The following is a 13,666-nucleotide window of genomic DNA, read 5'->3' as shown; positions in this document are numbered from 1 at the left end:
GCCCCGGCGGAAAACCATTTGTTCGCGTCAGGCAAACTATTCATGCAGGCCGAACTTTTACGGGGGGAGCGCCCATGTCATTCCTGACCCGGCTCAGTCTTGCCAACCGAGGGCTCGTGGCCCTGATCGCGATCGTGATCACCGGCTTCGGGCTGTTCGCCATCCCATCGCTGAAGCAGCAGCTGTTCCCGTCGATCGAGTTCCCCGCCGCGTTCGTCGGCGCCTCGGTCCCCGGGGCCGGCCCCGAGATCATTCAAGACCAGGTCACCGAGCCGATCGAGAACGCGGTCAAGGGCGTCGACGGCATCGAGAGCGTCACCTCGACGACGTCCGAGGGCTCGGCGACGGTCACCGTGATGTTCGAGTACGGCACCGACCTCGACCAGGCGGTCAACCAGCTGACCACGGCGGTCAACCGGATCCAGCCGACCCTGCCCGACAACGTCGAGCCGCAGATCATCGCGGGCAGCACCGACGACATCCCGGCGATCGTGCTCGCGGCGTCCGGCGGCGGCGCCGACGAGAGCGACCTGCTCGCCAAGCTCAACCAGACCGTGGTGCCCGAGCTCAACGCGATCGAGGGCGTCCGCGACACCACGGTGACCGGCGCCCGCGCCAGGCAGGTCGTGATCACGCCCGACTTTGCGAAGCTCACCGCGGCCGGGGTCAACCCGCAGTCGATCAGCACGGTGCTGCAGGCCAACGGCATCTCCATCCCGGCCGGCTCGGTCACCGAGGGCGACAAGTCGCTCAACGTCCAGGTCGGCAACCCGATCACGTCGGTCGACGACCTCAAGGGGCTCTACCTATCGGGCGCCCGCGGGCCGGTCAAGCTCGGCGACGTGGCCGCGGTCGAGAGCAAGCTGCCGGCCGCGACCTCGTTCACGCGCACCGACGGCGTCGACAGCCTCGGCGTCCAGGTGACGGCGAAGCCGACCGGCAACCCGGTGCAGATCTCCAAGGAGGTCCGCGACAAGCTCGACAAGCTGCAGCAGGACACCGGCGCCAAGCTGACCGTGGTCGTCGACCAGGCGCCCTACGTCGAGCGGTCGATCAAGAGCCTGACCACCGAGGGCCTGCTCGGCCTCGTGATGGCCGTGATCGTCATCCTGATCTTCCTGATGTCGGTGCGCTCGACGCTGGTCACGGCCGTGTCGATCCCGCTGTCGGTGCTCATCGCGCTGATCGCGCTCTGGACCGGCGACTACACCCTCAACCTGCTCACGCTCGGTGCCCTCACGATCGCCATCGGCCGCGTGGTCGACGACTCGATCGTGGTTCTCGAGAACATCAAGAGACATCTCGAGTACGGCGAGGAGAAGGGGCACGCGATCATCACGGCCGTGCGGGAAGTCGCCGGCGCGGTCACCGCGTCGACGCTCACGACCGTCGCCGTGTTCCTCCCGATCGCCCTGGTCGGCGGTCTCGTCGGGCAGATCTTCGCGTCCTTCGCGATCACCGTCACGGTGGCCCTGCTGGCGTCGCTGTTCGTGTCGCTGACCGTCGTCCCCGTGCTGGCGTACTGGTTCCTCAAGCCGCCGCTTCCCGGCGCTGACACCGAGACGATCCGCCGCGCCGCCGAGGAGAAGGAGCTGCGCAACCCGCTGCAGCGCGCCTACCTCCCGGTGATCCGCTTCGCCACGAAGCGGCGCTGGACCACGCTGGTGATCGGCGTGCTCGTGCTGATCATCACGCTGGGCCTGGGCAGCCAGCTCAAGACCAACTTCCTCGACCAGTCGGGGCAGGACTCGCTGAGCCTCACCCAGGAGCTGCCGGTCGGCACCAGCCTCGCCGCCACCGACGACGCGGCCAAGCAGGTCGAGGCAGTGCTCGCCGCCAACCAGGACGTGAAGACGTACCAGGTCACGGTCGGCAACGGCGAGTTCAACCCGTTCGCCGGCACGTCGGGGGCCAGCCAGGCGAGCTTCCAGGTGGGGCTCGAACAGGACGCGGACGCCGAGAAGGTCAGCGACGACCTGCGCGCCAAGCTCGACGCGATGAGCGGCATCGGCGACATCACGATCGGCGGCGACAGCTCCGGCCTCGGCGGCAGCGAGCTCTCGGTCGCCGTGCAGGCCGCCGATCAGGACGCGCTCCAGCAGGCCACCGGGCAGGTGCAGCAGGCCATGTCGTCGACCTCGGGGGTCACCGACGTGACCACCACGCTCGCCGCCAGCGTTCCGCGCCTCGACGTGTCGGTGAAGCGCGATGTCGCCGCCTCGTACGGCCTCACCGAGGCCCAGATCGGGCAGACCGTGGCCGGCGCGTTCCGGGACGCCCCGGCCGGCCAGATCACGGTCGACGGCGCCAGCGAGAACGTCGTGGTGTCGTACGGCGACGCCCCGGCCGACCCGAACGCGCTCAAGGCCCTGCCGATCACCACGTCCAAGGGCGTGGTCCGGCTCGACCAGGTCGCCGACGTCAACCAGGTGGCCGGCCCCGAGCAGGTCACCCGGGTCGACGGCAACCGCAGCGCCACGGTCAAGGGCACGGCCACCGGCTCCGACGTCGGCGCGGCCACGGCCGACCTGAAGAAGAAGCTGGACGCGCTCACCCTGCCGGCCGGCGCGTCGTACTCGCTCGGTGGCGTCAGCGCCGACCAGGCCGACGCGTTCAAGCAGCTCGGCCTGGCCGTGCTGGCCGCGATCGCGATCGTCTTCATCATCATGGTGGCGACGTTCCGCAGCCTGGTCCAGCCGATCATCCTGCTGGTGTCGATCCCGTTCGCGGCGACCGGCGCGATCATCCTGCTGCTGATCACCGGCACCGCGCTCGGCGTGCCCTCGCTGATCGGCGTGCTGATGCTCGTCGGCATCGTGGTCACCAACGCGATCGTGCTGATGGATCTGATCAACCATTACCGGGCGCAGGGCATGGGCGTGCAGGAGGCGGTGATCGAGGGTGGCCGGCACCGGCTGCGGCCGATCCTGATGACCGCGACCGCGACCATCTTCGCGCTGCTGCCGATGGCGCTCGGCCTCACCGGCGAGGGCGGCTTCATCTCGCAGCCACTGGCCATTGTGGTCATCGGCGGTCTGGTCAGCTCGACGCTGCTCACCCTGGTGCTGGTGCCGACGCTCTACACCATGGTCGAGAACCGCAAGGAGAAGCGGCGGGCCAAGCGGGCCGCGAAGCGGGCGCGCAAGGGCCTGCCGGACGACACCCCCAAGCACGCGGCCGACGAGCCGGGCGCCGACGGGGTGCCGAACGACCTGGTCCCCGAATCCAGCGGCGGCGCTCACGAGGCGCCCAGCGGGGCGCTGCGCGGCTACACCGACCAGTTCGAGGTGCTGAAGGTGCCGCGGCGGCCGGGCGAAGCGAAGTGACCGTGGCGAGGCCGGCCCACCCGGGCCGGCCTCGCCCACCGGTTAAGTTCCTTGGGTGCCAGCAACATTCTCGGTCGTAGCCCGCAATCGCGATTTCCGCCGCCTCCTCGGGGCGGAGCTCGTGGTCTTCGGGGCCGACTGGTTCGTCATGGTGCCGTTGCTGGTGCTGCTGCCCGACCTCACCGGCAGCGGCGTCTGGGGCGGCCTGGTGCTGGCCGCCGACACCGGCATCAACGCGCTGCTGCTGCCGTTCACCGGCACGATCGCCGACCGGTTCGACCGGCGCAAGATCCTGGTGATCGCCAACGTCTGCGCGTTCCTGGCGGCGCTGCTGCTGTTCGCCGTCCGGTCGGCGGCGACCGCGCCCCTGGCCCTGGTCGCGATCGGCGCGATGTCGGTGGCCAAGGCCTTCTACACGCCGGCCGCCTCGGCCGCCCTGCCCAACGTCGTCGACACCGACGACCTGCCCGCCGCCAACGCGATCTCCGGCTCGGCGTGGGGCACGATGACGATCGTCGGCGCGTCGCTCGGCGGCGTGGTGGGCGCGGTCGCCGGGGCGTACTGGAGCTTCGCGGTCACCGCCGCCCTGCTGCTCGTCGCCGCCGTGCTGAACGCCTCGGTGCGGCGGCCGCTGCAGGCGGCCCGCGCCGCCGGCGACGCCCCACCCACCTGGCACGCGCTGCTCGAGGCGCTGCGCTACATCGGCGCCCGGCCGCGCATCCGGGCGCTGGTGACGGTCAAGTCGGCGGCCGGTCTCGGCAACGGCGTGCTGATCGTCTTCCCGCTGATCGCCACGTTGCACGGCGTCGGGACGCTCGGCGCCGGCCTGCTCTTCGCAGTGCGCGGTTTCGGCGCGCTGGTCGGCCCGTTCGCGCTGAGCCCGGTGCTGCACCGGCGTGGCTGGCTGCTGCCCTGCCTGGCGCTGTCGATGGCGCTCTACGGCGCGGGGTATCTCGCGGTGTCGGTGACACCCTGGTTTCCCCTGGTGCTGGTGTTCGTCTTCGTGGCGCATTTCGCCGGCGGGGCCAACTGGACGCTCTCCAACTACGCGCTGCAGGGCGAGGTGCCCGACCAACTGCGCGGCCGGGTCTTCGCCACCGACCTGATGCTGGCGACGCTGGCCATCACGGTGAGCCAGCTGATCGCCACCTCCGTCGTCGACCGGGTGGACGAGCGCTGGATCCTGGCCGGCTGCGGGGCGCTCACCCTCACCTACGCGATCGGCTGGCGCATCGCCACCCGCAAGCTGACGCTGACCGAGGACGCGTCACCCGTCGCTGGGCGGGACTGAGCCGGGTGGAAGCGAACCGGGCGGGGCCCAGCTCGGCGGGGGCGAACCAGACTGCCCGAAGGGCGGCGGTCCGGGCTGCCGCGCCGCCAGCACCGCGCCGATCAGCAGCCCGATACCGGTCGCGAACAGCAGGGCCAGCACCAGCCCCACGCCCGCGCTGATCAGGCCGTAGGTGCGCGTCCAGCCGACCTCGTAGTCGAGCCGGGAGATGATCTGCGGCAGCAGGACCGACCAGGCGATCGAGCCGAAGCTTTCGGCGAGCATCACGACGAGCCCGGCGCGCGCCAGCTGCAGGCTCCGCCGCGGCAGCCGGGCGCCCTGGGTGGCGAGCAGGATGAGCCCGACGACGAGGACGGCCAGGACCGGCAGCTGGACCACGAAGACCCCGAAGAACAACCCAAGGGAGATCACGCCGCCGAACGTACAAGCCGGGTGCGACATTTTGGTGAATGATCAAACGCTTAGCATGTGCCGATGGGCCTCACCTTCGCGACCGATCCGATCGCCGTGCGCACGCCGGCCACCAGCGCCAACCTCGGTCCCGGCTTCGACGCTCTCGGCCTCGCGCTGACCCTGTACGACGACCTCGAGGCCCGGGTCACCGGCGGCGGCTTCACGGTGACCGTCGAGGGCGAGGGCGCCGGCGAGCTGCCCGGCGACGAGGAGCACCTGGTGGTGCGGGCGATGATGGCGACCTTCGACGAGCTCGGCGCGCGGCCGGCCGGCCTGACCGTGCGGTGCGTGAACCGCATTCCGCAGGCGCGTGGCCTCGGCTCCTCGTCGGCGGCCATCGTCGGCGGCGTGCAGTTGGCGCGCGGGCTCGTGACGGACGGCATGAAGCTGATCGACGACGAGGAGGCGCTGCGGATCGCGGCGCGTCTCGAGGGACACCCCGACAACGTCGCGCCGTGCCTGCTCGGCGGGTTCACGATCGCCTGGACCGAGGGCGCGGGGGCGCGGGCCGTGCGGTTGGGTGCTCACGAAGGCGTACGCCCCAAGGTTTTCGTGCCCACGGAGCGTGGGTTCACCGCCTCAGCTCGCGCCGCGCTGCCCCCGCTTGTGCCGCATGCGGACGCGTCGTTCAATGCCGGAAGGTCGGCGCTGCTGACCCACGCGATCACCGCGGATCCCAGATTGCTCTTCCCGGCCACCGAGGATCGGTTGCATCAGGGGTTCCGCGCCGAGGCGATGCCCGGCACCGCGTCGCTGGTGGCGTCGCTGCGATCGGTCGGCGTGGCGGCCGTGGTCAGTGGCGCGGGTCCGACAGTTCTCGCGTTGTCCGAGGTCCCGGCCGACTTCCATCCGGGAACAGAATGGCGCGCGGAGACGTTGGGCGTGGATGCACACGGTGCTCTTGTCAAAGGGAGTATGGTGGAACTCGCCTAGCGGGGCCCTGTTGCCGCAGGTCGTACGAGTTGACTACGCTCAAGACCAAGCACAGCCGCGAAGCAAGCGATCACTGCGGTTCGGCGCGCACCCCCAGAGATTTTCAGGCCGGGCAGGCCGTCTCATTTCTCAGCAAGGCACACGCCGAGCAGCAGATCTCCCAGTCGCTGCACTCGCCGAGACCTACCCGTCAACGTAGGACGGGCAGGGACACCGTCGAGCTGCCGTGCTGCACAAACTCTCGCATCGCCTCGGCGAAGCGGGTTCCGAGCCACCCGGCCATATGGCTGCAAACCGGGCGTCTCGGGTTTTTTCCGACGGAAGGAATCCATTGAGCGACACCACCGACGTGACGTCGGGTGTTTCTGACGTCGCTGACGGCGCCGGCACCACCGCGACCGCCACGAAGCGCCGCCGAGGCGGCACCGGGCTGTCCGCGATGCTGCTGCCCGAGCTGCAGAGCCTCGCCGCTTCCCTGGGTATCTCGGGCACGGCCCGGATGCGCAAGGGGGAGCTGATCACCGCGATCTCCGAGCGGCAGAGTGGCGGCGCGCCCGCCGCCGAGTCCGCGCCGCGTCCGCGTGCCAGCGAGGTGAAGGCCGCCGAGTCGAAGCCGGCTCCGGTCGAGGCCCCCGCCGCTCCGGTCGAGGCCCCGCAGATCGCGCAGACCACCGTGCAGCCGGAGGCCGCTCCGGCCACCGAGGGTGGCAGCCGGCCACGCCGCGAGCGTGCGCCGCGCGAGCGTGACCGCGAGCGTGACGTCGCCCCGGTCGCCGAGCAGACGCCGGCTCCGGCCCAGGTCGCCCAGCCCGAAACGGCCGAGCGCACCGACCGCCCCGAGCGTGGCGAGCGCAACCGTGACCGCGGGGACCGCCAGCGCAACGACCGTGGCCCCCGCGACGACCGTGGCCCCCGCGACGACCGTCAGCGTGACGACCGCGGCCCGCGCAACAGCGGTGATCAAGGTCACGACGACGACGACAACGACTCGGGCGACGGCGGCCGCCGCAGCCGCCGCAGCCGCTTCCGCGACCGCCGGCGTGGCCGCGACCGCGACGACGGCCAGCGTGACGGCGGCCAGCGCGATGGCGGCCAGCGTGACGGCGGCCAGCGTGACGGCGGCCAGCGTGACGGCGGCCAGCGTGACGGCGGCCAGCGTGACGGCGGCCAGCGTGACGGCGGCCAGCGCGAGCCGCATGTCAGCGAGGACGACGTGCTGGTCCCGGTGGCCGGCATCCTCGACGTGCTCGACAACTACGCCTTCGTGCGCACGACCGGCTACCTCTCCGGGCCGAACGACGTCTACGTCTCGATGTCCCAGGTGAAGAAGTACGGCCTGCGCCGCGGCGACGCGGTGACCGGCGCCGTGCGGGCCACCCCGCGCGACAGCGGCAGCGACAGCCGTCGCGACAAGTACAACCCGCTGGTGCGGCTCGACACCATCAACGGGATGGAGCCCGACGAGGCCCGTCGCCGTCCCGAGTTCTACAAGCTCACGCCGCTCTACCCGCAGGAGCGTCTGCGGCTGGAGACCGAGCCGCACATCCTCACCACCCGGGTCATCGACCTGGTCATGCCGCTCGGCAAGGGCCAGCGCGCGCTGATCGTCTCGCCGCCGAAGGCCGGTAAGACGATGGTGTTGCAGGCGATCGCCAACGCGATCACCCACAACAACCCCGAGTGCCACCTGATGGTCGTGCTGGTCGACGAGCGGCCCGAAGAGGTCACCGACATGCAGCGCTCGGTCAAGGGCGAGGTCATCGCGGCCACGTTCGACCGGCCGCCGCAGGACCACACCACGGTCGCCGAGCTCGCCATCGAGCGGGCCAAGCGGCTGGTCGAGCTGGGCCACGACGTGGTCGTGCTGCTCGACTCGGTGACCCGTCTCGGCCGGTCGTACAACCTGGCCGCGCCGGCCTCCGGCCGCATCATGTCGGGTGGTATCGACTCGACCGCGCTCTACCCGCCCAAGCGGTTCCTGGGCGCGGCGCGCAACATCGAGAACGGTGGCTCGCTCACCATTCTCGCGACCGCGCTGGTCGAGACCGGCTCGATGATGGACACGGTGATCTTCGAGGAGTTCAAGGGCACGGGTAACGCCGAGCTCAAGCTCGACCGCAAGATCGCCGACAAGCGGGTCTTCCCGGCCATCGACATCGACCCGTCCGGCACGCGTAAGGAAGAGATCCTGCTCGGCAAGGAAGAGCTGGCGATCATCCACAAGCTCCGCAAGGTGCTGCACTCGCTGGACTCGTCGGCCGCGCTCGACCTGCTGCTCGACCGGCTCAAGCAAACCCGCACGAACGTCGAGTTCCTGATGCAGATCGCGAAGTCGACGCCGGGCGAGTAATCCTGCCATTTCCGGACGCAGCCCCGTTTAACGACGGGGCTGCGTCCTTTTTGTCGCACACGGTGTCTGATCGGCCCGCCCCTGGGTCGTGCAAATTCCGAGGACACGTCGGATCACCGTGGGAGGCGTCCATGATCGTGCCCGGTTATCGGGACAATCCGGCCGAGCGATGGGATCCGGTCGCGCCGGTCGACCCCGCCGAGGCCGAGGACTTCCTCCGTCGCTGCTACGTCGAGAACCCGCGGCTCGGCCCGGTCGAGCCCCGCCTGGCCATCGTCCGCGCGCAGATCGCCGCGACCGGCAGCTACGTGCACACCACCGAGGAGCTCGGCCACGGCGCGAAAATGGCCTGGCGCAACGCCTCGCGCTGCATCGGCCGCCTCTACTGGAAGAGCCTGCTGGTCCTCGACCGCCGCCGGGCGCGCACCGCCGACGAGATCTTCTCGCTGCTCGTCCATCACCTCCAGGCCGCCGGCAACGGCCAGCTCCGCCCGGTGATCAGCATCTTCTCGGCCGCGCAGCCCGGCCAGCCCTTTCCGCGCGTCTGGAACGAGCAGCTCATCCGGTACGCCGGCTATCGCGACGAGGAAGGCCGCACGGTCGGCGACGCCCGGCAGGTGGATTTCACGTCGGCGATGCTGGGCTTCGGGTGGCAGGGCAAGGGCGAGCACTTCGACGTGCTTCCGCTGGCGATCGAGACGCCCTTCGAGGGGGTGCGGCTGTACGAGCTTCCCGAGCGTGCCATCCGCGAGGTGCCGATCACCCATCCCGAGTACGGCTGGTTCGCCGAGCTGGGGCTGCGCTGGCATGCCGTCCCCGCCATCTCCAACATGCGCCTGACGATCGGCGGCGTGCACTACCCCTTGGCGCCGTTCAACGGCTGGTACATGGGCACCGAGATCGGCGCCCGCAACTTCGCCGACACCGATCGGTACGACATGCTGCCGACGGTCGCCGCCCGGCTGGGCCTCGACACCACCCGCGAATCGACCTTGTGGCGCGACCGGGCATTGCTGGAGCTCAACCGCGCGGTGTTGTGGAGCTTCGAACGTGCCGGCGTGAAGATGAGCGACCACCACACCGAGTCGGCCCGCTTCATCGCCCACATCCGCAACGAGGAGAAGGCCGGCCGCCCGGTACCCGCCGACTGGACGTGGATCGTCCCGCCGATGTCCGGCTCGCTGACCCCCGTCTTCCACCGCTACTACGAGGAGCTCGACCTGCGGCCCGCCTTCTACCTCGACGACGAGGCGACGTCGCTGGCCCGAGGCTGCCCGTACCGTCCCTAAATTTCTTGATGCGGCCCGGCGATCTCGTGGGTGCGTTCCTCGCGGAGCGCGCGCAGATGGACCGCGGCCCACGTGCGGAACGGACGCCAGGCCGGCGACACGGTGGCGAGAGTGACGCCCGAGCCGTACTGCTCGGTGATCTCGGCGTCCAGGCGCGCCTCGTGCGAGGGGACGGCGTCCGGGTGGTTGGCGCCGCGGAGGACCACCAACTCGGCGGCGAACGGGCCCAGACCCTTGATCTGACGGACCTGCGCGATGGCGGCCGGCGCGTCCAGGTCGCGGAGGCCTCCGCCGTCGAGCACACCGTCCAGGGCAGCCTCGGCCACCGCGCGCAGGTATTCGGTCTTGCGGCCGGGCAGGTCGAGCTCGAGATCCCGCAGCCGCGCCGGGGCCGGGAAGGCGCCGTCCTCGCCGTGCCGGGCGATCAGGTCGGCACGCAGGCGCGCGGCCTGGACGATCCGGAGGCGCTGGGAGAGGACGGCCCAGGCGGCGGCCTCGTACGGCGAATGGAAGCCACACGGCCGCAACCCGGGCAACTTCCGCTGGGCCGCGCCGATGACGGGATCCCGGTCGCCGACCGCCGGCCACTCGCGGGCGTCCACGTCGAGAGCCAGGAACCGCGCGGTCTGGATCGCGGCGGCCGGCAGATCGCCGTCGCCGGTCAGCGTGAGGCGAGCCGTCGCGCCGTCCTGCCGGACCACCGCGGTGACGGTGGTCCAGTCCCGCTCGGCCACGAAGACGGTCCGCAACACCGGGTCGTCGCCGGGCCGTTCGCCCAGCGCCGCGGGCGCGAATCCCTCCCAGAAGGCGCGGCTCGTTCCCAGCGACCAGGGGCCGGCCACGTCGCGTTCGATGGTGTACTCGCTCACCGTCCCAGCTAACCCCACACGCGGCCGGAATGCGTGACAGCATGCCCGGATGACAGCCTTCATCTCGCACACGACGATCGACTGCGCCGACGCCTACACGCTCTCGAAGTGGTGGGAGGGCGTCCTCGACTACCGCGAGGACCCCGCCGACCCCAACCTGCCCGGGCACGTGGAATGCCTGATTATTTCGCCGGACAAGGCGCACCGGATTCTGTTCATCGAGGTGCCCGACGCCAAGCAGGGGAAGAACCGCGTTCACTTCGACCTGCGGCCGGCCGAGGGAACCCGGGACGAGGAGCTGGCGCGGCTCGTCGACCACGGCGCCAAGCCGATCGACGACCTGCGCCGGCCCGACGGCACCGGCTGGGTCGTGCTCGCCGACCCCGAGGGCAACGAGTTCTGCATCCTGCGGAGCGAGGCCGAGGTGGCCGCTACGGCCTGACCGCGGTCACCAGGGCGGTGGGCAGCCACGGGCCACCCCACCACATGCGCCAGCCCAGCGGGCGGGTGATCGCCGAAATGCCAAGGGCATCGAGATGAGCCGCGTACGCCTTCGTCGCGCTGATGTCGGCGATCACCAGGCGCCCGCCCGGCCGCAGCACGCGCAGCGCCTCGTCGATGGCCGTGAGGCGCCCCGCGGCGGGGTGGATGTTGTGGATCGCCATGCTGCTGACCACCAGGTCGAAGGACTCGTCGGGGTAGGGGAGCGACGTCATGTCGGCGGTGTCCAGATCGACGTGCACCCCCTCGGCGGCCGCGTTCGCCTCGGTGACCGCGGGGGAGTTGCCCGATTGGTCGACCGAGCGCCACAGGTCGACGCCGGTGGCGTGGCCGGACGGGAGGCGGCGGGCCATGGCGATCAGCACCGCGCCGCGGCCGCAGCCCAGGTCGAGGGCCCGCTCGTCGCCGCGCAGGGACAGGCCGTCGAGAACCTTCCGCCAGACCGCGAACTTTCCGCGCGTGGTGGTGTGCAGGTAGAGCGACGCGCTGGCCGCGAAGTACAGGCCGATCAGGCCGGGCCAGACCGCGGCCCAGCCGGCCAGCGCCGCCGTGACGACGGTGGCGGCGACCAGGAAGACGACCGCCGACGCCAGGCCGAAGAGGACCGGCGGGGCGTCGATGCCGTACTTGGCGCGCGGCATCAGGCGAACTCGTTCACGGCGAAATCGTCACGGTGCCGCCAGGCGTCATCGGTGCGCACGTGCTTCGCGCGTACCCATTTGAGGACCTGGTGGGAGAACTCGGCCGCGGGAATCCGCCCGGCCGCACGCACCACGAAGCCCTCCGAATCGTCCGGCGTGCGCTGCGCCGCCCAGGCGGCGCGCGCCTCGGAGAGACTGCCGCCCCGGTAGAGCACCGGCACCACCGGCAGCTCGAGCCGCCGCGCCCAGTCGACCGTGTCGTCCCAGCCCAGCAGCGTGTCCGTCTCGTCCCAGATGCCGAAGACGATAAAGACACCCGGAAGGTCGGAGTACGCGATGCTGCGCCGCGCCCACATCGACTCGCCGCACACCCGCCAGTCGTCGGGGATCCGATACGCCGTCATCGCCCACAGCGCCTTGGCGGGCCGATCCCACGGCTGGGTGCCCGAGTCGACCGACCGGCCGAACATCGTGTCGCGGGTGAAGGTCAGGTTGCCGCCGTCGAGCTTCTCGGTCACCACCAGCTCACCGTCCAACCAGGACAGATCATGCTGAACCTTGTCGTCGCCGGTCGCGCCGGAGGAGTCCGGGAGGTGGAAGGTGCGCGGGTACTTCAAGGTCAGAAGTCTCCCTCCGCGACCTGGAAAACGGTGAGGCCGAGCGCCCGCCACATACGTACCACCTGTTGGCGGTCGTCGAAAACCCCGACGATCCGCCAGGTGTCCCGGATTTCCCGATCGAAGATCTCGCGCTTGACCACGGCGTCCTTGCGGCCGTCGCCCTCGGGGCGCATGAAGAGCGCCTCGTACGGGACGCCGACGAACAAATCGAGCCACGCCTCGGTCTCGGAACGGGCGACCTCGTCCCGCCCGGAGCAGAAGACGATCGCGTTGCCGGCGTCGTGCATGGCGCGCACCGCCGTGATCACCGCGAGGTTCGGCAGATCCTCGCCGACCCGATGCCAGTCGTACGGGCTGCGCTCGCCCATCAACGCGACGGTCCCGTCGATGTCCACGAGCAGTGCGGCCGGCAGTTCGGGGTCAGGCTCGTAGACGGTCTGCGAAATGTCGGAGACATACGGCACGGGTAGCGGCACGTTCCGGCCGGCCAGGTAGCGCGCGTGCATACGCCGAATGGCCTCCTCGCCCACCTGGTCGGTCTCGGCGCGTTCAGCGTCGCGCCGGATGCACTCCTCGAGCGGCACGTCGGTGAAGTCGTGCACCTCGAACGACGCGCCGAGCCGCGCGGCCATCTCGGCCCACTCCCGCACCGTCTTGTTGCGCAGGTTGGTGTCGTCGACGATCACGTCGGCGTGCGCGCGCAGCAGCGCCTCGACCGTGGCCCGCTGCGCGTGCGTGACCTGCGACTCGGCCCACTGGGTGTAGAGCCGCTCGCCGTGCAGCATGCGCCGCAGGTCGTCGCGGTTGACCCGGACCACGCGGGGCTGCAGCTTCCGCGCGAACGTCGTCTTGCCGGACGCCGGCAGCCCACGGGTGATCAGCAGTCTCGTCATCTCTGTCCGTTTTGTTGGGTAATATCCGAAGCGGGAATGCGCTGCCGACGCCTCACGTTATCCACTGCACACCAGGAAAGCCGCGCCGATTTCGCTGCGAGGAAGGCGGCATGGCAGACTGGTCCATCGGCCAGTAAAGGTTCCGGTTCACGCCCGAGCCCACCGCCCTGGCGGGGCGGCGCGGTGCTGACGGCGACCCGGCGACCACGTAATCGAGAGGGACCGAGATCATGAAGAGCGGCATCCACCCGGAGTACACGACCACCGAGGTCATCTGCTCCTGCGGCAGCACCTTCACCACCCGGAGCACCGCCAAGGGCGACGAGATCCGCGTCGAGACCTGCAGCGCCTGCCACCCGTTCTACACCGGCAAGCAGCGCGTTCTGGACACGGCCGGCCGGGTTGCGAAGTTCCAGGCCAAGTACGCGAAGGTGAACGCGGCCAAGAAGAAGTAACTGCTTCGACGGCGCCCGCCATCCCTGCCAGACAGGGGGGCGGGC

At 70.5% G+C, this 13,666-nt stretch carries 12 protein-coding genes; 7 read left to right on the top strand and 5 right to left on the bottom strand.

Features of this window, described 5'->3' with window-relative positions:
• Positions 1–74: 74 nt before the first annotated feature.
• Both ACIA5D_RS02940 and ACIA5D_RS02935 read left to right on the top strand, forming a co-directional pair.
• The gene (locus ACIA5D_RS02940) at positions 75–3,326 is read left to right on the top strand and encodes an efflux RND transporter permease subunit (protein WP_396028115.1); all 3,252 of its coding nucleotides are present in this window, start codon (positions 75–77) and stop codon (positions 3,324–3,326) included.
• 55 nt (positions 3,327–3,381) lie between these two features.
• The gene (locus tag ACIA5D_RS02935; protein WP_396028114.1) at positions 3,382–4,617 is read left to right on the top strand and encodes an MFS transporter; all 1,236 of its coding nucleotides are present in this window, start codon (positions 3,382–3,384) and stop codon (positions 4,615–4,617) included.
• On the opposite strand, the gene ACIA5D_RS02930 is transcribed toward ACIA5D_RS02935, so the two are convergent.
• Positions 4,594–5,028: a hypothetical protein gene (locus ACIA5D_RS02930; RefSeq protein WP_396028113.1), complete on the bottom strand. Its 435-nt coding sequence runs from the start codon at positions 5,026–5,028 to the stop codon at positions 4,594–4,596. The two genes, ACIA5D_RS02935 and ACIA5D_RS02930, sit on opposite strands and share 24 nt — an antisense overlap.
• A 63-nt stretch (positions 5,029–5,091) precedes the next feature.
• On the opposite strand from ACIA5D_RS02930, the gene thrB reads away from it, so the two are divergent.
• The 3 genes from thrB to ACIA5D_RS02915 all read left to right on the top strand — a co-directional run bounded on the left by thrB (position 5,092) and on the right by ACIA5D_RS02915 (position 9,642).
• A complete protein-coding gene (gene thrB / locus ACIA5D_RS02925) occupies positions 5,092–6,003 on the top strand; it encodes a homoserine kinase (RefSeq protein ID WP_396028112.1) in 912 nt (303 codons plus the stop codon).
• A 331-nt stretch (positions 6,004–6,334) separates the two neighbouring features.
• Positions 6,335–8,353 carry a transcription termination factor Rho gene (rho, locus tag ACIA5D_RS02920; protein WP_396028111.1) on the top strand — a complete coding sequence of 673 codons (2,019 nt, stop codon included), beginning with the start codon at positions 6,335–6,337 and terminating at the stop codon, positions 8,351–8,353.
• Positions 8,354–8,484: 131 nt separating this feature from the next.
• The gene (locus ACIA5D_RS02915) at positions 8,485–9,642 is read left to right on the top strand and encodes a nitric oxide synthase oxygenase (RefSeq protein ID WP_396028110.1); all 1,158 of its coding nucleotides are present in this window, start codon (positions 8,485–8,487) and stop codon (positions 9,640–9,642) included.
• On the opposite strand, the gene ACIA5D_RS02910 is transcribed toward ACIA5D_RS02915, so the two are convergent.
• On the bottom strand, positions 9,639–10,511 hold the full coding sequence (locus tag ACIA5D_RS02910) for a DNA-3-methyladenine glycosylase family protein (protein ID WP_396028109.1): 873 nt from the start codon (positions 10,509–10,511) through the stop codon (positions 9,639–9,641). The genes ACIA5D_RS02915 and ACIA5D_RS02910 overlap by 4 nt on opposite strands.
• Positions 10,512–10,560: 49 nt before the next feature.
• Here ACIA5D_RS02910 and ACIA5D_RS02905 point away from each other — a divergent pair, with 49 nt between their 5' ends.
• The gene (locus ACIA5D_RS02905) at positions 10,561–10,953 is read left to right on the top strand and encodes a VOC family protein (RefSeq protein WP_396028108.1); all 393 of its coding nucleotides are present in this window, start codon (positions 10,561–10,563) and stop codon (positions 10,951–10,953) included.
• Here ACIA5D_RS02905 and ACIA5D_RS02900 read toward each other — a convergent pair.
• From ACIA5D_RS02900 to ACIA5D_RS02890, 3 genes are read right to left on the bottom strand one after another with little or no spacing between them, the layout of a single operon-like run.
• A complete protein-coding gene (locus ACIA5D_RS02900; protein WP_396028107.1) occupies positions 10,943–11,653 on the bottom strand; it encodes a class I SAM-dependent methyltransferase in 711 nt (236 codons plus the stop codon). The genes ACIA5D_RS02905 and ACIA5D_RS02900 overlap by 11 nt on opposite strands.
• Positions 11,653–12,270 carry an RNA ligase family protein gene (locus ACIA5D_RS02895; RefSeq protein WP_396028106.1) on the bottom strand — a complete coding sequence of 206 codons (618 nt, stop codon included), beginning with the start codon at positions 12,268–12,270 and terminating at the stop codon, positions 11,653–11,655. The genes ACIA5D_RS02900 and ACIA5D_RS02895 overlap by 1 nt, the downstream gene beginning before the upstream one ends.
• Positions 12,271–12,272: 2 nt before the next feature.
• Positions 12,273–13,166, bottom strand: coding sequence for an AAA family ATPase (locus ACIA5D_RS02890; protein ID WP_396028105.1), 894 nt, complete (start codon positions 13,164–13,166; stop codon positions 12,273–12,275).
• 230 nt (positions 13,167–13,396) lie between these two features.
• Here ACIA5D_RS02890 and rpmE point away from each other — a divergent pair, with 230 nt between their 5' ends.
• Positions 13,397–13,621, top strand: a complete 225-nt coding sequence (rpmE, locus tag ACIA5D_RS02885) for a 50S ribosomal protein L31 (protein WP_267564747.1) — start codon at positions 13,397–13,399, stop codon at positions 13,619–13,621.
• Positions 13,622–13,666 lie beyond the last annotated feature (45 nt).

This window comes from Actinoplanes sp. NPDC051513, from assembly GCF_044454685.1.
In the GTDB taxonomy this organism is placed as follows: domain Bacteria; phylum Actinomycetota; class Actinomycetes; order Mycobacteriales; family Micromonosporaceae; genus Actinoplanes.
The sequence above is the reverse complement of the archived record's forward strand: the minus strand, read 5'-3'. Positions and strand labels throughout refer to the sequence as shown.

What these genes read in the sequence shown, in the direction of transcription:
- ACIA5D_RS02940 (WP_396028115.1), top strand. Translation starts at nt 75, where the DNA reads ATGTCATTCCTGACCCGGCTCAGTCTTGCCAACCGAGGGCTCGTGGCC.
- thrB (WP_396028112.1), top strand. Translation starts at nt 5,092, where the DNA reads ATGGGCCTCACCTTCGCGACCGATCCGATCGCCGTGCGCACGCCGGCC.
- ACIA5D_RS02915 (WP_396028110.1), top strand. Translation starts at nt 8,485, where the DNA reads ATGATCGTGCCCGGTTATCGGGACAATCCGGCCGAGCGATGGGATCCG.
- ACIA5D_RS02905 (WP_396028108.1), top strand. Translation starts at nt 10,561, where the DNA reads ATGACAGCCTTCATCTCGCACACGACGATCGACTGCGCCGACGCCTAC.
- ACIA5D_RS02900 (WP_396028107.1), bottom strand. Translation starts at nt 11,653, where the DNA reads ATGCCGCGCGCCAAGTACGGCATCGACGCCCCGCCGGTCCTCTTCGGC.
- ACIA5D_RS02890 (WP_396028105.1), bottom strand. Translation starts at nt 13,166, where the DNA reads ATGACGAGACTGCTGATCACCCGTGGGCTGCCGGCGTCCGGCAAGACG.
- rpmE (WP_267564747.1), top strand. Translation starts at nt 13,397, where the DNA reads ATGAAGAGCGGCATCCACCCGGAGTACACGACCACCGAGGTCATCTGC.